The sequence below is a fragment of the Limnospira fusiformis SAG 85.79 genome, from assembly GCF_012516315.1.
Classification (GTDB): Bacteria; Cyanobacteriota; Cyanobacteriia; order Cyanobacteriales; family Microcoleaceae; genus Limnospira; species Limnospira fusiformis.
Map to the genome: position 1 here is coordinate 2,199,730 of NZ_CP051185.1, position 16,303 is coordinate 2,216,032.

18 protein-coding genes are annotated in these 16,303 nt (G+C 45.8%); 10 read left to right on the top strand and 8 right to left on the bottom strand.

Features of this window, described 5'->3' with window-relative positions:
* Positions 1 to 51: 51 nt before the first annotated feature.
* Positions 52 to 390, top strand: a complete 339-nt coding sequence (locus HFV01_RS10530; RefSeq protein WP_228116347.1) for a DNA primase — start codon at positions 52 to 54, stop codon at positions 388 to 390.
* 14 nt (positions 391 to 404) lie between these two features.
* On the opposite strand, the gene HFV01_RS10535 is transcribed toward HFV01_RS10530, so the two are convergent.
* From HFV01_RS10535 to HFV01_RS10545, 3 genes are all read right to left on the bottom strand, one after another.
* A complete protein-coding gene (locus tag HFV01_RS10535; RefSeq protein ID WP_006625097.1) occupies positions 405 to 2,423 on the bottom strand; it encodes an adenylate/guanylate cyclase domain-containing protein in 2,019 nt (672 codons plus the stop codon).
* Positions 2,424 to 2,489: 66 nt separating this feature from the next.
* Positions 2,490 to 3,137 (bottom strand): PspA/IM30 family protein, encoded by a 648-nt coding sequence (locus tag HFV01_RS10540; RefSeq protein WP_006625098.1) that lies wholly within the window; start codon positions 3,135 to 3,137, stop codon positions 2,490 to 2,492.
* 223 nt (positions 3,138 to 3,360) lie between these two features.
* Positions 3,361 to 4,581, bottom strand: a complete 1,221-nt coding sequence (locus HFV01_RS10545; RefSeq protein ID WP_006625099.1) for a hypothetical protein — start codon at positions 4,579 to 4,581, stop codon at positions 3,361 to 3,363.
* A gap of 33 nt (positions 4,582 to 4,614) precedes the next feature.
* Between HFV01_RS10545 and HFV01_RS10550 the strand changes: the two genes are divergently transcribed.
* Together HFV01_RS10550 and HFV01_RS10555 are read left to right on the top strand one after the other, a co-directional pair.
* The gene (locus tag HFV01_RS10550) at positions 4,615 to 5,214 is read left to right on the top strand and encodes a DciA family protein (RefSeq protein WP_006625100.1); all 600 of its coding nucleotides are present in this window, start codon (positions 4,615 to 4,617) and stop codon (positions 5,212 to 5,214) included.
* Between the two features lie 255 nt (positions 5,215 to 5,469).
* Positions 5,470 to 5,751, top strand: a complete 282-nt coding sequence (locus tag HFV01_RS10555) for a hypothetical protein (RefSeq protein WP_006668788.1) — start codon at positions 5,470 to 5,472, stop codon at positions 5,749 to 5,751.
* 29 nt (positions 5,752 to 5,780) lie between these two features.
* On the opposite strand, the gene menB is transcribed toward HFV01_RS10555, so the two are convergent.
* Together menB and purM are read right to left on the bottom strand one after the other, a co-directional pair.
* Positions 5,781 to 6,614 (bottom strand): 1,4-dihydroxy-2-naphthoyl-CoA synthase, encoded by an 834-nt coding sequence (menB, locus tag HFV01_RS10560; protein WP_006625102.1) that lies wholly within the window; start codon positions 6,612 to 6,614, stop codon positions 5,781 to 5,783.
* Between the two features lie 87 nt (positions 6,615 to 6,701).
* Positions 6,702 to 7,727 (bottom strand): phosphoribosylformylglycinamidine cyclo-ligase, encoded by a 1,026-nt coding sequence (gene purM, locus HFV01_RS10565; RefSeq protein ID WP_006668789.1) that lies wholly within the window; start codon positions 7,725 to 7,727, stop codon positions 6,702 to 6,704.
* A 351-nt stretch (positions 7,728 to 8,078) separates the two neighbouring features.
* On the opposite strand from purM, the gene HFV01_RS10570 reads away from it, so the two are divergent.
* From HFV01_RS10570 to HFV01_RS10595, 6 genes are all read left to right on the top strand, one after another.
* Complete coding sequence (locus tag HFV01_RS10570; RefSeq protein WP_006625104.1) at positions 8,079 to 9,026, top strand: septal ring lytic transglycosylase RlpA family protein; 948 nt, start codon at positions 8,079 to 8,081, stop codon at positions 9,024 to 9,026.
* Between the two features lie 78 nt (positions 9,027 to 9,104).
* Positions 9,105 to 10,679 carry a bifunctional pantoate--beta-alanine ligase/(d)CMP kinase gene (locus HFV01_RS10575; protein WP_006625106.1) on the top strand — a complete coding sequence of 525 codons (1,575 nt, stop codon included), beginning with the start codon at positions 9,105 to 9,107 and terminating at the stop codon, positions 10,677 to 10,679.
* A 175-nt stretch (positions 10,680 to 10,854) separates the two neighbouring features.
* On the top strand, positions 10,855 to 11,910 hold the full coding sequence (locus HFV01_RS10580; RefSeq protein ID WP_006625107.1) for a polysaccharide deacetylase family protein: 1,056 nt from the start codon (positions 10,855 to 10,857) through the stop codon (positions 11,908 to 11,910).
* 42 nt (positions 11,911 to 11,952) lie between these two features.
* Positions 11,953 to 12,414 carry a molybdenum cofactor biosynthesis protein MoaE gene (locus HFV01_RS10585; protein ID WP_006625108.1) on the top strand — a complete coding sequence of 154 codons (462 nt, stop codon included), beginning with the start codon at positions 11,953 to 11,955 and terminating at the stop codon, positions 12,412 to 12,414.
* Between the two features lie 79 nt (positions 12,415 to 12,493).
* Entirely contained in the window at positions 12,494 to 13,153 is a 660-nt protein-coding gene (locus tag HFV01_RS10590) for a sigma-70 family RNA polymerase sigma factor (RefSeq protein ID WP_396442569.1), read from the top strand.
* A 164-nt stretch (positions 13,154 to 13,317) separates the two neighbouring features.
* A complete protein-coding gene (locus tag HFV01_RS10595; RefSeq protein WP_006625110.1) occupies positions 13,318 to 13,863 on the top strand; it encodes an anti-sigma factor family protein in 546 nt (181 codons plus the stop codon).
* 7 nt (positions 13,864 to 13,870) lie between these two features.
* Here the strand turns inward: HFV01_RS10595 and HFV01_RS10600 are convergent, their stop codons facing one another.
* Positions 13,871 to 14,305, bottom strand: a complete 435-nt coding sequence (locus tag HFV01_RS10600; RefSeq protein ID WP_006625111.1) for a gamma-glutamylcyclotransferase family protein — start codon at positions 14,303 to 14,305, stop codon at positions 13,871 to 13,873.
* Between the two features lie 132 nt (positions 14,306 to 14,437).
* On the opposite strand from HFV01_RS10600, the gene HFV01_RS10605 reads away from it, so the two are divergent.
* A complete protein-coding gene (locus HFV01_RS10605) occupies positions 14,438 to 15,037 on the top strand; it encodes a VOC family protein (RefSeq protein ID WP_006625112.1) in 600 nt (199 codons plus the stop codon).
* Between the two features lie 84 nt (positions 15,038 to 15,121).
* Here HFV01_RS10605 and HFV01_RS10610 read toward each other — a convergent pair whose 3' ends face one another.
* Both HFV01_RS10610 and bchM read right to left on the bottom strand, forming a co-directional pair.
* Complete coding sequence (locus HFV01_RS10610) at positions 15,122 to 15,538, bottom strand: hypothetical protein (protein WP_006625113.1); 417 nt, start codon at positions 15,536 to 15,538, stop codon at positions 15,122 to 15,124.
* Positions 15,539 to 15,582: 44 nt separating this feature from the next.
* Positions 15,583 to 16,272: a magnesium protoporphyrin IX methyltransferase gene (bchM, locus tag HFV01_RS10615; protein WP_006625114.1), complete on the bottom strand. Its 690-nt coding sequence runs from the start codon at positions 16,270 to 16,272 to the stop codon at positions 15,583 to 15,585.
* Between the last annotated feature and the right edge of the window lie 31 nt (positions 16,273 to 16,303).

A 16,303-nucleotide genomic window follows, 5' to 3' on the forward strand; every position in this document is an offset into this window, starting at 1 on the left:
GCGCTCCCCCCATTAACCCCATTAAACATTTGTGTTAGGGAGAACCGCGATATGAAAATTAGCCCCGAATTTGCTGCTCGTTTGGCGCGTCTCAAGTCTCAGGAAAAAATCCGGGTTTTGGTTTTCCTCCAGGTTCCCCCATCAAATCATCAGCGATCGCCACGTCTATCTCCTGAACAGCGAAAAGCTGAAATGGTTGCTACACAAAAGGCGGCGGAAAGTTCCCTTAATCAGATTAAGCCTATTCTGAATCAGTATAATGGTAAATTACTCGCCCCAAGCCCTAGTTTACTGGGTACGATTCCCGTTGAAATAACTGTGGCTGGTGTTTATGTCCTTAGTCAATCTAATGCGGTTAAATCGATAATTGAGGATCAGGATATTAACTGATAGATAGATGGTAATCATGAGGAAATATCTACTACTGGTTTTTTCCCCAATAACCAATAAGTAGTCATCTGTCCTTTTCCTTTGACCGGAATAGGACCGCGTTCTTTAAATATATAATTCTTCTTCAGGCGATTGTAGGTTTCCTCGGTGACTTGAATAGAACCCGGTGTTCCTGATGATTCCATGCGGGAAGCAATATTAACCGCATCTCCCCATAAATCATAAATAAATTTTTTAATCCCAATTACCCCAGCTACCACGGAGCCGGTATTGATACCAATGCGAATTTGGAAGGATTCTGAACCCACTAAATAACTACCTTGAAACTGCTTCATTGCTGCTTGCATTTCTAAAGCCATATCAGCGATCGCCTCCGCATGATTATCTTGCGGTAGTGGTAAACCTCCCACCACCATATAAGCATCGCCAATGGTTTTAATCTTCTCTAATTTATGTTTCTCGGCTAGGTGATCAAAAATCGAAAACATTTCATTAAGTAAACTCACTAAATCAATGGGGTGCATCCGTGCGGACAGCGGGGTAAATCCCACAATATCAGCAAATAAAATAGTCACTTCTTCAATAGCAGAAGCTATAGCTTTTTTATTGGCTTTCAACTGGTCTGCAATAGGCTTAGGTAAAACATTAAGTAATAGCTCTTCCGATCGCTCCTTTTCTTGAAGCAGCGCCGCCGTCCTTTCTAATACCCGTTGTTCTAATTCTCGGTTAGTATTTTCTAGCGCAATAAATGAATCCCGCAAATTCTGTATCATCATATTAAAGGATTCAGATAACATCCCCAATTCTCGGATCTTCTCAACTTTTACCTTTTGATTTAACTCAGCACTAGCGGTAGCATTACGAGCGCCACTAGCAATAGCACTGGAGGCTTCACTGAGGCGTAAAATCGGTTCACTAATCCATCTAGCAGTCAGAATACCCAAAATTATCGCTAACACTAACGCCATCATAAATAATAAAATTGTGATGCGGGTATTTTCATGGATCTGTTCCATAAAATCCGCTTCGGGAACCACCACCACAATTAACCAATCAATTCCCCTAGGGTCAATCATGGGAGTTACCTGGACAAACTCTCGCCGACTACTAGCATAAAAACTGAGGTGATCGTGATTATCTATTTGACTAATATAAGCTAATTTATTAGCCAAATATCGGGCAGTTTCTCTGGTCATTATGTCACTGCTTTCCGCTGCTAAAATTCTTTCAGTGTCGCGATTTTCTTCATCAGTAATAAAGGTTTTTTCTAGGGTAGAAGTTCCCACCAAATAACCATTACGTTCCACAATAAATGTTTGTCCGGTTTTGCCAATTTCTAAGGTACCGAGAAACTCACTAATTCGCTTTAAAGTTAGGTCACTGCTGGCTACACCTAGTAAATTTCCTTCCGGATCATTAATTGGTCGATTAGCAGAAACCACTAAGGCTTGGGAGCCAAAATACCCATAAATCTCACTCCAAACCGGCTTACCCGCCTCCACCGCGACCAGATACCAAGGTCTAACTCTAGGATCATAATTATCCCGGGAACTCACCAACTCAGTTCGGTTCCCCTGATCATCTGTTAACCATTTTTCTAACTGACGATTAGTGCTATCAGCTAAAATATCAAATTCAATAGAACCATCATCATAGCGTCCCGCGCCAATATAATCCCCGTTTTCCATACCCATACCAATATAGCTGGCGGTGGGGAACTGCTGTAATTGTGTCCATAGATAGCGTTCTAGTGCGGGAATGTTATCTATGGAAATTAACCCTTGATTGATAGCATCAACATTAATTTGATTAATCAAGTGAGGAGTTTCCAGATAGGTATTCATTTCCTGTTTAATCCGGTTACTAACCTCAACTTGTAACTGGGTAGCTAGGTCATTCATCGCGCGGGTTCTATTCCGATAAGATAACCATCCTGTTAATCCGAAAGCTATGGTAATTTGTAGCAAAAAAGGGACAATTAAGACTAGACGCAAAGATAACTTGGGTATGGGGGGAATAATAAATAAGCGCATGATTGATTAGTAGTGCCTCCCAAGATGTCTAAACTGAACCCGTGAAATATTGATAGGATTTGATGGTCAATGCGATCGCCATCGGATTTGAGCTTTCATAGCATTTAACTCAGCTTCAATTTCGGCATCAGAATAGTTATCATAGTTGTATTCATCTCCCCGGCTGATTAATTCTTGCGATCGCACTTCTAATTCAATAGCTCGCTCCTCAAGGCGGTCTATAATCCTAGTATAATCAAGGCTTTCCTCCATTTCATTCAAACGTTGGTAAGCCTCCAGAGAATAGGATCTAGACCGATACAGATCCCGCTGAGTTTTAGCATTAGCTGCACGCTCCGAGAGTTCTCGTAAATTAGATTTAAGTTGTGCCAAAATTTGTTGCTGTATCTGCAACTGTTCTTGCATCTGACTAGCTGTATGTAAGTAAGATTTCCTTCTAATTAGAGCCTCCCGTGCTACCGATTCAGAACCCTTTTTCAGACCCAACTGAGCCCTTTTGTGCCACTCCTGGGCACTTTTTTCAGCATCAATATAATCCTGTTCTATTTGTTTTTGGGTGCTACGGGTATCAGCTATGATCTGTCGTAGTTGAACTAGATCTGACTGCATTTGGTCTATAGCTTCCTTGAGCAGTTGGTCAGGATCTTTAGTTTGGTTAAATAGGCGGCTAACATGGGAGCCAACCATCTGCCAAACTTGATTCAGGAGTTGCATTTATTATGACCTGAAAAGGTGAACACTTGACCAATATTCAGAGATGGTCAACGGACAGGCGCGAAGCATGATACTATCCACAGATAGCAGCAATACCTAGCAGGTTAACCTGTCCTTATTGTAGCCTTTCGTTCCCCGAAAATGATCAGCAATTAAGTGGGTTCTACTGGTATTAATACCTCGGAGTTACCAGGAGGGCTTATCATGTGAACCATGGTTAAGATTACTCTCCTGGTGATGGGGTATCAAATTGAACGGCAATTCCTGCGGCTCGTAATTCTTCAGCGAGGAGTTTAGCCGATTCCGCATCACCCAAAGCACCCATTTGAATTTTGACACCTGTTTTAAATCTGCGGATGTAGGCATCAGGAACCACTCGGCGCACTGTTTCTAGCTTGGCATCATTGTCGTAATCTGTTACCACATAATAGAATCCATCTTCAGCCCTCACAGGATTAGCATTAACCTGGGTGGGAGTATTCGCCGGGGTGGGAGTATTAGCTTGGGGGGTAGTTCCGCCTGCGGGTGCTGCGGGTGCTGCGGGTGCTGCGGGTGCTGCGGGTGCTGCGGGTGCGGGTGTAGGTGCGACAGGTTGAGGTAACAGTTCCTGGGATAGGTTATTAAGTCCAGGACCAGTGGGAATCACCACAGACGGAGATGGAGCGGGGGGAGGTGTTGCGCTGCCATCTAGTGGAGCGGCTTGGGGTGCAGTGGTAGGGGGGTTAGGATTAGGATTGATGGTACTGAGGGTATTGAGATCTAACTCCACAAACTCCTGGGTAGCCAGGTTAGGAGATGTCGGTTCTACTCTGTTGGCATCCATTGGCTCAGAAGTAGGAGTCATAGAATCCCTAAACAGACGATTGAAGCCTAGTATTTGCAAGCCGGCACCACCTGTGACGACATAGCCTAAAATGGCACTAGAAATAAACAGCAGCAGCATAGAGACCATCCCCAAGGGGGTAAATAATCTATTAGTCCAACTTTGACTGCGTTGCTGTTTTCTATATTCGGCACGTTTTTCGATGCTGCTAATCAGTTTTTCGGTCGATTCCAGGTAGCCTAACGGTGAGGTGGCGCTTGAGGTTTCGACGCTGGAACCATTGCCGTTGGCTGTTGTTTGGTTTTGGCTATGGGGAACAATGGGAGCGGGTTCTGGTAAGACGACTGATTCCCAGCCTGTGGGGGGGCGCTGTGGTTCTGCTTGACTTGCGGGTAATTCTGGAGTTCTGACAGGAGGAGCGATCGCACCTGGAAATGATTGCGATTGGTTATTAGATGGCTCCCTAGGCTGCTGATTATCAGATTGAGATTGCCTTCTATATCGCCGATAGCGGGTTAGTTCCTGCTCTAGTTTTACGTCTAGGCTTTCCAAAACCGATTGGAGGACTGGTTGTAGTTGGGGGGGGGAGGAGGTAGTTTCAATTTGAGAAGATTGGCTCATAACAAAATTCCTGGAAAATGGGGTTGATTTTAATTGAACTTTGAATCCATTGATCAGATTATAAATACCTTTGCTGACCGGATTTTCACCCCGGAACAACAGCAGTTTCAGCTAGTAGTTAGCCATTGGCCTGATGTGGTCGGAAAATCAGCACAGGCTCATACTCGACCCATAACGATTTACCGAAATATTCTGCAGGTAGCTACTTCTAGCGCGGCTTGGACTCAGGAGCTTACCTTCAGGCGTAAGCAAATTGTCCGACACCTAAATCAGTGGCTGTGTGATCCTTTGCATGATATCAAGTTTTCCACGGCTCAGTGGTCTGATGGGTCTAATCTTTTGGCGGCGGGTGCTTTGACGGAAACCAAGGAGACTCAACAACATCCCAGCACTATCCCGGTTAATGGGGAATTTGGGACTATTGAGCAGAGGGGATCTGAGGATGTGGCTGCACCGAAAACGCCGATCGCTGCTTGGGAAATTTGGGCCAGCAAAATCCAAAGGCGATCGCAACATTGGCCCCTATGTCCTCGATGTCAATCCCCCACCCCTCCCGGTGAACTACAACGCTGGTCTGTTTGCCACATTTGCTTTGCCGAACTCCTGACACCTGATAAATGCCAAGACGAATAGGGGATTCAATCAATTAGCATTGATCCCCAATTGGTTTTGATGTCTTTAAACTGGATCCCCGATGCTTTACATTTCTTTAACAAATTAGCTAAGTTTGTATCTATATATGAAGAGAATATAAAACAATTATAAAGTTTCCTGAACGATAAAAACGGATTCTAAGGCATACTGGATAAGGGATGACGGATTATAGGCAGGGATCAAGGATATACGAGAATATAGGTATTGGATCATTCTTGAGCGAGGAAGCCTGCTATGGGAGCTTCAAACCTGTTAACGTCTGCTTGTCGTTGTTGTCAACACTACACTCCTGAGGGGAGACGTGGCGGGCTATGCCATCAACTCCACGTTCCGGTCCAGGGCAGTTGGAAAGCTTGTCCCCTAGCACTTCCCGTCTTTGCACCTTCTTGGGAAACGGTGGATACAGTAATTCATCTGAATCAAACTCTCCCGACCCTACGAGAAGCAATGGTGGGAGACTTCCCAAATATAACTGCAACTCACCCAGAATTAGAAGCTTCAAGGGATCAACCCTGAGAAGCGATCGCTGTTTAGCGCGAAAGCGGTCAAGGAAGCCATGGATACTGACGAAAATCTGGTTTTCGTTTTTCCAAAAACGCCTGTTTTCCCTCGGCTCCTTCCTCAGTCATATAATACAACAAAGTGGCATTCCCTGCCAACTCCTGTAACCCCGCCTGACCATCACAGTCAGCATTGAAAGCGGATTTCAAACAGCGAATAGCGATCGGGCTTTTTTCCAAAATCTCCAACGCCCATGTGACCCCTTCAGCCTCAAGCTGATCAACGGGAACGACACAGTTAACTAAACCCATATCTAAGGCTTGTTGGGCATTATACTGCCGACAGAGAAACCAAATTTCCCGCGCTTTTTTCTGACCGACAACACGAGCCATATAACTCGCCCCAAAGCCGCCGTCAAAACTGCCAACTTTCGGCCCAGTTTGACCAAAAATAGCGTTATCGGCGGCTATAGTTAAATCACAAATGAGATGGAGAACATGACCACCGCCGATCGCATAACCTGCTACCAGGGCGATAACGACTTTAGGCATTGATCTAATTAGGCGTTGGAGGTCGAGAACATTGAGACGGGGGACACCGATATCATCAATATAACCAGCTTCTCCGCGCACAGTCTGATCGCCGCCGGAACAAAAGGCATATTTGCCATCTGTATGGGGACCAGCCCCGGTAAACAGAACCACACCGATCGCCTGATCTTCCCTGGCATCTGTAAAAGCATCATACAGTTCAAATACCGTTTTCGGGCGAAAAGCATTGCGCTTATCCGGGCGGTTAATGGTAATTTTGGCGATTCCGTCCGCCTTACAATAAAGAATATCTTGGTAAGTTTTAGCGGTCTGCCATTGAATGGACATTGCTTTGCTAAGGTCGCTTTGGTATTTGATGGCGAAATATCATTGTATCTCAAAGGAGCTTTTTTTTAGCCAAAACTTCTCCTGTTGCTATTCCAAACCAATTAATTCTCGATTTCCAGGGACGACCTCCCCGACGGTATAACTAGGGATATGGTGTGATTGAAAGAATGCGATCGCCTCTGAGGCGTGATCGGGTGGGACAAAAACGACAAAACCAATACCCATATTAAAAGTTTCCCACATAGCACTTTGGGGAACATCTCCCAATTCCGCCAACCAGGTAAAAATGGGAGGAATCGGCCAACTGTGGGGAATCATGCGAATAGCAGCATTTTCCGGAATAGCTCGGGGCAAATTTTCCGGTAGTCCTCCGCCAGTAATATGAGCCATACCATGAATGGGTAAACCCTTAGCAATAGCATTCAGAATAGGTTTGACATAAATGCGAGTAGGAGTCAAACAGACCTGGCCAACAGTTTGACCCTCAAATTGAGTAGGGCGGTCATTCCAATCAATTTGGCGCGCGGCGATAATCTTACGAACGAGACTAAAGCCATTACTATGGAGACCACTACTAGCTAAAGCGATCGCCACATCTGCGATTTTCACCTGACTACCATCAAGTAACTGTTGCTTTTCGACAATACCGACACAAAACCCAGCCACGTCATACTCACCTGGGTGATAGAATCCCGGCATCTCGGCCGTTTCTCCCCCCAGTAAAGCACATCCAGCTTGTTGACAACCGGTAGCTATTCCGGTGATCACCTGGGTTAATTGTTCTGGTTCTAGTTTTCCGGTAGCCAGATAATCGAGAAAAAACAGAGGTTCCGCACCACAGGTCAACACATCATTAACACACATAGCCACCAAATCAATACCGATAGTATCGTGGCGGTCAACAGCATGAGCGATCTTTAGCTTAGTACCGACACCATCAGTACCAGATACCAGGACGGGTTGACGGTAGCCTGTGGGTAACTCCAAGCAGCCGCCAAAACCCCCTAAACCACCCAATACTTCTGGGCGATAAGTTCCCTGTACCAGATCGCGGATACGGTTAACAAAATCCCGACCCGCTACCACATCAACACCAGCTTCTCGATAATCCATAATTGATTGTTGTTTTTTTGTGTTCAGGCTTGGCCCGCGAACTCTCCTATAAGGCTTATAAGAAACTTTAATACTTTTTGGAACCACTTAGTATTGCGTCAGTAGAAATTACCCCAAGTCTTGATGACCGGGAATTTGAGCCGGAACCAAACTGTCCAGTTTGTCAGTCCGACGGCAAACTATGCCCCCAGACTAGCTCCCCAAATAGAAAAGTTCGTGCTAGTGTGTTGCAGTTCCTTCAACCCAAGCGAACAGGAAATTGAGTACCCATGACTATGGTGCTGTAATAGGCTCCCATGTAGGGTTTAAGTGAATTTCAGTTCAAACGTGGTTGTTTCATCTAAGAGATTTATGAACGCAAAACCTTGGAGTGGTCTAGTTTCTTTACTGGTTCTATCAGTTTGCGCGCCAGCTTATGCTGAAATTGAATGCGATCGCCTTTTATGTCCAGAAAGTGATGGGAGAAGCCATGTTGAGCAATTAGCCAGATCACAGGGGAACATCACCCAAATTGAAACCCATGAATTAGACGACAAACAAGCTGCAACCCTCTTCGTTCGTAATATCCCCGTTCTCACCTTTGTTCAAAACCCCTCAGAAACGACAGCCCGCCCCATCAACTATCAATCTGTCAATGTAGCTGAGAGTTCAACTGGTAATTTAATAGTGGCTTACCCCACACAAGCCAGCGATCCAGTCGCTAGAGCCAATAATGTCGCGGTCAAAATTAATCAGATCAGTCGAGACAATATTGATGCAGATACCATCAGAGTCCGATGGAATGATCAGGAAAAAAATTATGTGATCCAAGTAGGTGAGGAAAAATTAGTAGCCATTGATGGTAATACTATCCTCCCCGACAATACCCGTGATCTGGCTACAGATGCACTACAAGCTACTAACCGCCTGCGGAGACAGGTAGGTAATGCGCCACCCCTCAGCGACATTGAAGGAAGACCAGAGCCGGAAGTGACTACAGTAGCTGTGCGTTCTGTGGCTAATCGTCTCCAGGGTTGGGCTTCTTGGTATGGTCCTGGTTTTCATGGGAACCGCACGGCTAATGGTGAACGCTACAACCAATATGCTATGACTGCGGCTCACCGTTATTTACCTTTTGGTACAGAAGTCCGTGTTACCAATCAGCATAACGGTCGTTCTGTGGTGGTGAGAATTAATGACCGAGGCCCATTTATCGGAGGTCGGATTATTGACTTGTCTGCTGGAGCAGCACAGGCGATCGGTATGATTAGCAGTGGGGTGGCTCCGGTAACGGTGGAGGTGATCACGCCAGCTAATTAAGGTGGATGGTGCTGTTCCCTATACAATGAAGGGAATGATTGATATTAGGGTGCAATTATTGCACCCACAACTACTTTTATGCGCCTGTTTACAACTGTTGCGGCTTGGCGATCGTATTCCCAAGCCTGCCATAATCGGCAAATAGGTTTAGTCCCCACTATGGGGGGTTTACATTCAGGACATTTGAGCTTAATTCGTCAGGCTCGTAATGGCTCTGATCTAGTGGTGGTTAGCATCTTTGTTAACCCCCTACAATTTGGACCTAGGGAAGATTTCCAAAAGTACCCCCGTAATTTGGAGGCGGATTTAGCACTTGGTCGGGAAAATGGGGTTGATGTGGTATTTGCTCCGTCGGTTGAGGAGATTTATGGCTCTGAGGAGACGGGAAACACAGAAACTGGCTTATCTCAACAAACTTGTGTGATTGTCCCTGACTCGCTCACGTCCCGGCTGTGTGGTGCATCCCGTCCGGGACATTTTCAGGGGGTGACAACTATTGTGGCTAAATTGTTTAATTTAATTCAACCCAACCGCGCCTATTTTGGTCAGAAAGATGCTCAACAAGTGGCGGTAATTAGGCGCATGGTGGCGGATTTGAATTGGCCGATTGAGATTGTGGCCTGTCCGATTATTCGAGAGGCTTCGGGACTGGCTTATAGTTCCCGTAATCAGTATTTGACACGGGAACAGAAACAGCAAGCTACAGTTTTATATAAGGCTTTGCAGGCGGCGGGGCGGCGATGCGGTGAGGGAGTGCGATCGCGTGCGGGTCTGCTACAGGCGGCGCAGGAAATTCTGGCGAGAGTGCCGGGCGTGAAGCTAGAATATTTGGAACTGGTTGCGCCAGATACTTTAGTTCAATTGGAAACTGTTGAGGAAATAGGACTTTTGGCGATCGCCGCCTCTGTGGGAAATACTCGTTTGATTGATAATATTATGCTCAATACTCGCCAGCCTATTGTGGCGATCGATGGCCCGGCCGGAGCGGGTAAGTCTACTGTTACCCGTCATATTGCACAACTTTTAAATTTGATGTACCTTGATACCGGAGCGATGTATCGCGCTATTACCTGGAAGGTGCTTCAGTCTCAAATATCTGTGGATGATGAACCGGCGATCGCTCAGTTGGTTAGTGGTTCACGGATTGAGTTGATTCCTGATCAAGATCAAATTAGGGTTTTGATAGATGGGTCTGATGTGACTGAGGCGATCCGTACCCAGGAAGTTACCCGCAATGTATCGGCGATCGCTGCTCAGGTGGCAGTCCGTCGTGGTCTTGTTAAACAACAACAGCAGTTAGGTCGTCGGGGCGGTTTGGTGGCGGAAGGACGCGATATTGGCACTCATGTTTTCCCCGATGCTGAGTTGAAAATTTTTCTGACTGCTTCTGTGGAAGAACGAGCCAAGCGTCGCTATCTGGAATTACAACAAAAGGGTGATTTAAATACCAGTTTAGAAGAGATTAAACAGGACATTATCCGACGGGATGAATTGGATAGTAACCGAACTATTGCTCCACTGCGAAAGGCAGTTGATGCGATCGAACTTAGTACCGATGGACTAAGTATTGAGCAAGTTACTAATGAAATTGTTAGGTTATATACAGAACATCTGAAAAATGATGATGCTCCTGGCTCCAGTAATGGGGTTTAAGGGAGAGCCGAGATAGAGCTACTGTCTCAGGGATTGAACTTATCTAAAATTCCGGTGAATCTGCTGGGATTAGCGTAATCTGTAGTAACCTAGGGTAATTGTAGATCAATTTCCCCAATAATAACTACCTAGTGAAAATTAACAGAAAATTTAATTGGTGTGAAGGAGATATGACGTGGTTCAGCCTTACTACAGAGTATATCGTCGCCAACAAAGAGTTTTAACTCTGGCAATATTGGCAGCATTAAGTAGTTTTGTGATGGGTGTAGCTTTACCTTGGACTTTACATATAGACCGGGAAGCGAGAGTTACATATCAGCCGCCAATAAGTCAGCAAGTAGCGGCTGAGAGACAGACACAAGGAGAGGTAGAAAACTCTAATAATTCAAGACAGCTACCTGTCCCTAATTTAGGAATACCTGGGGTCAAACTGGCTCTAACTCAAAGGTTACAATCAACACAAAGCGCCTTGAACGAGTTAGAAAATGAACGCTTTACTTTTTCGGTTCCTCAACGATTCCAAGGAACTACTATAAAAGAGGTTAATTTGCCACCCGAACGGAAAGTTATTGCTCTGACTTTTGATGATGGTCCTTGGCCGCGAACGACGGAACAGGTTTTAGATATTCTCAGAAAAAATAATATTAAGGCGACTTTTTTCTTAATTGGGGCGGCTTTGAATAACAACAAGGAGATTGCCAAAAAAGTAGCAGATGAAGGTCATGCCTTGGCTAATCATACATGGAACCACCGTTATCATCAAGTAAGTCAGGCGGAAGCGGCGAAGGAGATTAATAGTACAGGGGATTTAATTGAGGAGGTGACAGGAACTAAAACGGCTCTATTTAGACCGCCGGGGGGGGTAATGACTAATGGTTTGGTTCAGTATGTTCATAGCCAAAATCAAGCTAATATTATGTGGTCTGTGGACTCAGCGGATTGGCGATCGGGTACAGATGCGATCGCTCGTAATGTTTTAACTCAAGCCCAACCCGGTGGCATTGTACTGATGCACGATGGAGGCGGGAACCGTGCGCCTACAGTAGCGGCTCTCCCCAGAATTATTGCGGAATTGAAACGGCAGGGTTATGAGTTTGTAACAATACCGGAACTGTTGGAAATTGCGGATGAGTATATGAGTGATGAAGATATCGCCAGCCAGGAACAAAAGGCTCGAGAAATGTCGGAGAGTGACGAAATGCCGATGTATCAATCCCCTTTACCTTATTAGAAGATCCTGATTAACATTGCCGAAGATGGAAATAATTAAACAATGAACCTGTATTCTTTACCAACTCAGTCAGATTTTGCCATTTCCCTAGGGCAGTTGTCCCTGGAAGATGTTTATAATCTGGTGGACGATCCGGCCAATGGTGCGATCGTGGTAATGAGTGGCATGGTTCGCAATCAAACGGACGGCAAACCGGTTAAGTCCCTGGAATATCAAGCCTATCAGCCCATGGCGCTGCGGGTGTTCCAGGAAATTGCCGAACAGATTAAAACTCAATGGCCTGATGTAACGCGGGTGGTTATACAACACCGGATCGGACATCTACAAATTGGGGATATTAGTGTATTGGTGGCCGTGGGTTGTCCTCACCGCCGAGAGGCTTTTGAGGCTTGCCAGTATGCCATTGATACCCTAAAGCATAATGCCCCGATTTGGAAAAAGGAACATTGGGTTGACGGATCTAGTAGTTGGGTTAGTATTGGCTTATGTGAAGCTACCTGCTAACCAGATGAACATTAGGAACTTAATCCGTTCATGTCGCGTCAAACATCAACAGCCTGCCTCAATACGCAAATTTGAAACCATGATCAGTCAATTTGTACCCCTATCCTGGTCTTCCGGGTCGGCAACCGCTCCCGAAGTTAAATTATCTCCTGAAAAGCTGTCGAACTATGATCTAGTTCTACGATGTCAGGAAGGCTTGCAACCAGACCGTCTTGCCTTTACAGAACTATTACGCCGCTATCAGTCCCATGTGGATAAGATTCTGTTTCACCTAGCGCCTGATTGGCAAGATCGGGCGGATTTGGCCCAAGAAATATGGATTCGAGTTTACCGCAATATTAAGCGACTACAGGAACCTGCTAAGTTTCAAGGGTGGTTGAGCAGGATTGCGACTAATTTATTTTATGATGAACTGCGGAAACGGAAACGGGTGAGACCGGCTTTGTCTCTCGATGCTCCTCGTACTGTTGATGATGGGGAGATGGAATGGGAATTGCCAGCAGATCGTCCGGGTCCTGATGAGGATTTAGCGACTAGAGAGTTTTATGATCATCTACAAGAGGCGATCGCTGATTTGCCCGAGGTGTTCCGCACTACTATTGTGCTGCGGGAAATTCAAGGCCTAGCTTATGAGGAAATTGCCGAAATCACCGGAGTTTCTTTAGGAACTGTTAAGTCTCGTATTGCTAGGGCGCGTCAGCGGTTACAATCTCAACTACAACCTTATCTAAATGATTAGTTGAGATGATGACTAATTCCGTTTGGAGGGAATATAATAGGAAGTTAATGGTCAGAAACCGGCGGTCTGTTGATTTTTGTGGCTCTACATTTTCTCCCCGATTAAATTCAAAAAGGTTGGACCGTTGGTTTCGATTTCTGCTTGCGTTTTAGGGGGGTGTCCCAATGAAGTCTAACCATGACGATCGCTTAGGAAATTTAAATCCGAATTGGCATCCTGAGTCCCAGGGAGAAGGGACTTGGGATGAACCAATGTATTATGAGCTACTTTCAGCCTATATTGATGGTGAGGCGACACCAGCAGAACGCCGCCAGGTTCAGCAGCGGTTGGATATTGATCGCCAATATAAGGCGGCTTATTTGCAAATGATGCAACTGCGATCGCGTTGGCACTCAATGCCGGGGCCGAAAAATACTGAATCCGCCCAACAGTTGGCTGGTGCTGTGTTCAACCAGGTTGAACGCCGGAATAATTTGATGGTGGTCAGTGGTGGGGGTGCGATCGCCGCTCTGTTTTTGGCGGTTTTAGCGAGTTGGGCTCCCACTGGTGGGGGTGGTACTCTCTTTGCTCAGTTGAACCGGGTGGAGTCGGAACCACTACAAATTGCTCTGAATGAGCCTTTGCTACCCATTGTAAATCCAGAGGCGGTTAGTTTGACCATAGATCAACCGCTGATTGTGATTCCTAAAGGTCCCATAGCTCACCCCTAGGTTAATTCTAGCTGGGTTTCCAGTCGCCACAGGGAATCAAGACTCCCTGAAAGGAGCTAACTACTTGGGGATACATGAAATAAGCCCAGGTCTCACGCAGAGGTTTTAGATCTGGGGTGTAGGTGAGAATGCGGCGGCGTTGATATTGGTTTTGCTCCGGTGGGCGATCGCTTTGGTAGTCTTCCAGGCGATCGAGGTCGGCGAGAAGGCTGGGGTCTGTGAAGGATAGGATAACTCCAGATACCCAGCGCGTCCCTGTGGTCATGGCTGGATAACCTAGGGAGAGGGAATATAATTCACCTAGGGCGCACGCTGGTAATTCCTCTATGGTGCGTCCGAGACAGTAACGGTTGTAATTGAACTCGCCGGGTTTGAGACTCCCGTAGACAAATACATGGATGAGATCATTTATGCGATCGTTTTCGGTGACTGTGGGTTTCATCGCCTGCCAAAATGTTTGTTAAGATAATCACTAAATCTGGAATAGGCCTGAAAGCGTTATCAGTTATGTTGCACCCGCAACCTTTCATAGCTACAGCTATCCAGTTCAGTTCTTTATGTTCTATTATCGTTCATGGTTTTAGCCACTAGCATTATAGAAAATTTCCTACCGCATCCACTGCCCCTAGGTGCTTTTTTACCCGAATTGGGCCTCGACAGCATTTTCTCAACTCAAGGGGTAATGGTGATGCTACTGGCCGCTTATGCTGTCGCTATGTGGATGTTCCTGACTAGCGCCCCCAAGGTTCATACCATTATGGTCACTGACTTAAATATGGCCAGACAGTTTTATGAGGGGTTGCTAAATTTGCCAGTGGCTGATGTTCCCCTACACTACTACTATAATTATGAGCAAACTTGGGGAGCTACTGGCATCGATCCTTTGTACCTTTCCACTAACATATCAACTGCTAATAACCAAGATTTAGGGGCTTCTGATGGCTTGTGGTATCAGTTGATGAAAAATACACAACTTCATATTATCAGTGGTGCTAGTTATGGTCCAAAAAATCGCCATCGCCATGTTTGTTTCGATCGCGATTGTTTAGACCAAATTTTGATGCGGGTACAAACCCAAGCCCTCAAGTTTAAAATCCGCAGTGAAAGACCTCTAAATTTTTTGGTGAAGGATTGGGATGGACGGGTGTTAGAGTTTTATGAGGTGAAAAACTAACCCGTAAATAGCCATAATGAACCGAAAAGAGACAAGGTTTAACTTGTCTCTCTGGTGGGTTTCAATGGGAAGATTGGGCAGTGATTAATCAATATCAAACAAATAATAATATTCACCGTCTATTAATTGCGGTGAATTGCCGTGATATTTAGCCACCGCCCTGTCTAAAAATGCTTGAGCTTCCTGGGGAGATATATTGGCGGCTTTGGCTAGGCTAGAAACCGTTACTAAGCCTCTATGATCTCGAATTAGGTGCAGAAATACCGATCGCTTATGTCTTTGGCGGCGGTAGAGTTCCCTGCGTCTTTCGCGATACCATTCCCACATAAACCACCCCCCCATAAACAGGGGAATGCTGCCCAAAATCAACCCCCCCGCCACTTTCCCCCAGGGATTATCTGATATGTTGGTGGGGCTAATTAATTCCGTAGCAGCGGATAACCAGAATATCAACCCCAGGGGAATCAAGAAACTGGCGACTATCAGCTTAAATATCTGCATGGTTTCATCCCCCTGACTTCCTTATTGAGGCTAAATTAATAATATCAACAGCGTATGGCTTCTAACAACCGTGAGAAATAAAACCTGGTAGAAATCATCGATTCTCGGCTAACGGTAAAGCCGTTATCTGAGAGAATTTTGATGATATCTGCCTCCCGGTGTTGATAGGCGCGGGTGGTTTTGCTGGGTCCAGGGAAAAATTCGCCAATTTTTTTAAGTATACTCAGGGCTAAGGTTTTGGGGGCGAAACTCAGAATGATCCTGTTTTCGGCGAGGGAACATAGATGAGAGATCATCTCTGCTGCTTGGTTTTGGGGATAGTGAATTAACACATCTAAGCAAATTACCGTGTGATAGCGACCTGTTAATTTTTCTAGGTCTTGCGCCATAAAGTTGATATTACTGGCGCGGGTGATTAGTTGGTTTCTGGCGCGTTGGGATGCTTCGGCGACCATTTTTTCGGAAATGTCGCTGGCGGAAACGATCGCCCCTGCGTCTCCCAAGGGTATGCTGAGGCTTCCGACTCCACAGCCTGCATCACATACCATTAAGCCGCCTAGGTTTCCATCAGCTTGCAGCCATTCTATGACGCGATCGACGGTTTGCTGGTGTCCGTCGCGGATATCCCGCTGTACCCGGTTGACTTCGCCGTTACCATAAATTCTTTGCCAGCGATCGAAGCCCGTTGAATTAAAATACTGCCGAACAACGGTTTTATCGTCTACCACACTCATGAAACTGCCTGCTGTGAAAAGGGTGTCCAAC

What these genes read in the sequence shown, in the direction of transcription:
- HFV01_RS10530 (WP_228116347.1), top strand. Translation starts at nt 52, where the DNA reads ATGAAAATTAGCCCCGAATTTGCTGCTCGTTTGGCGCGTCTCAAGTCT.
- HFV01_RS10535 (WP_006625097.1), bottom strand. Translation starts at nt 2,423, where the DNA reads ATGCGCTTATTTATTATTCCCCCCATACCCAAGTTATCTTTGCGTCTA.
- HFV01_RS10540 (WP_006625098.1), bottom strand. Translation starts at nt 3,137, where the DNA reads ATGCAACTCCTGAATCAAGTTTGGCAGATGGTTGGCTCCCATGTTAGC.
- HFV01_RS10545 (WP_006625099.1), bottom strand. Translation starts at nt 4,581, where the DNA reads ATGAGCCAATCTTCTCAAATTGAAACTACCTCCTCCCCCCCCCAACTA.
- HFV01_RS10555 (WP_006668788.1), top strand. Translation starts at nt 5,470, where the DNA reads ATGGGAGCTTCAAACCTGTTAACGTCTGCTTGTCGTTGTTGTCAACAC.
- menB (WP_006625102.1), bottom strand. Translation starts at nt 6,614, where the DNA reads ATGTCCATTCAATGGCAGACCGCTAAAACTTACCAAGATATTCTTTAT.
- purM (WP_006668789.1), bottom strand. Translation starts at nt 7,727, where the DNA reads ATGGATTATCGAGAAGCTGGTGTTGATGTGGTAGCGGGTCGGGATTTT.
- HFV01_RS10570 (WP_006625104.1), top strand. Translation starts at nt 8,079, where the DNA reads ATGAACGCAAAACCTTGGAGTGGTCTAGTTTCTTTACTGGTTCTATCA.
- HFV01_RS10575 (WP_006625106.1), top strand. Translation starts at nt 9,105, where the DNA reads ATGCGCCTGTTTACAACTGTTGCGGCTTGGCGATCGTATTCCCAAGCC.
- HFV01_RS10585 (WP_006625108.1), top strand. Translation starts at nt 11,953, where the DNA reads ATGAACCTGTATTCTTTACCAACTCAGTCAGATTTTGCCATTTCCCTA.
- HFV01_RS10590 (WP_396442569.1), top strand. Translation starts at nt 12,494, where the DNA reads ATGATCAGTCAATTTGTACCCCTATCCTGGTCTTCCGGGTCGGCAACC.
- HFV01_RS10595 (WP_006625110.1), top strand. Translation starts at nt 13,318, where the DNA reads ATGAAGTCTAACCATGACGATCGCTTAGGAAATTTAAATCCGAATTGG.
- HFV01_RS10600 (WP_006625111.1), bottom strand. Translation starts at nt 14,305, where the DNA reads ATGAAACCCACAGTCACCGAAAACGATCGCATAAATGATCTCATCCAT.
- HFV01_RS10605 (WP_006625112.1), top strand. Translation starts at nt 14,438, where the DNA reads ATGGTTTTAGCCACTAGCATTATAGAAAATTTCCTACCGCATCCACTG.
- HFV01_RS10610 (WP_006625113.1), bottom strand. Translation starts at nt 15,538, where the DNA reads ATGCAGATATTTAAGCTGATAGTCGCCAGTTTCTTGATTCCCCTGGGG.
- bchM (WP_006625114.1), bottom strand. Translation starts at nt 16,272, where the DNA reads ATGAGTGTGGTAGACGATAAAACCGTTGTTCGGCAGTATTTTAATTCA.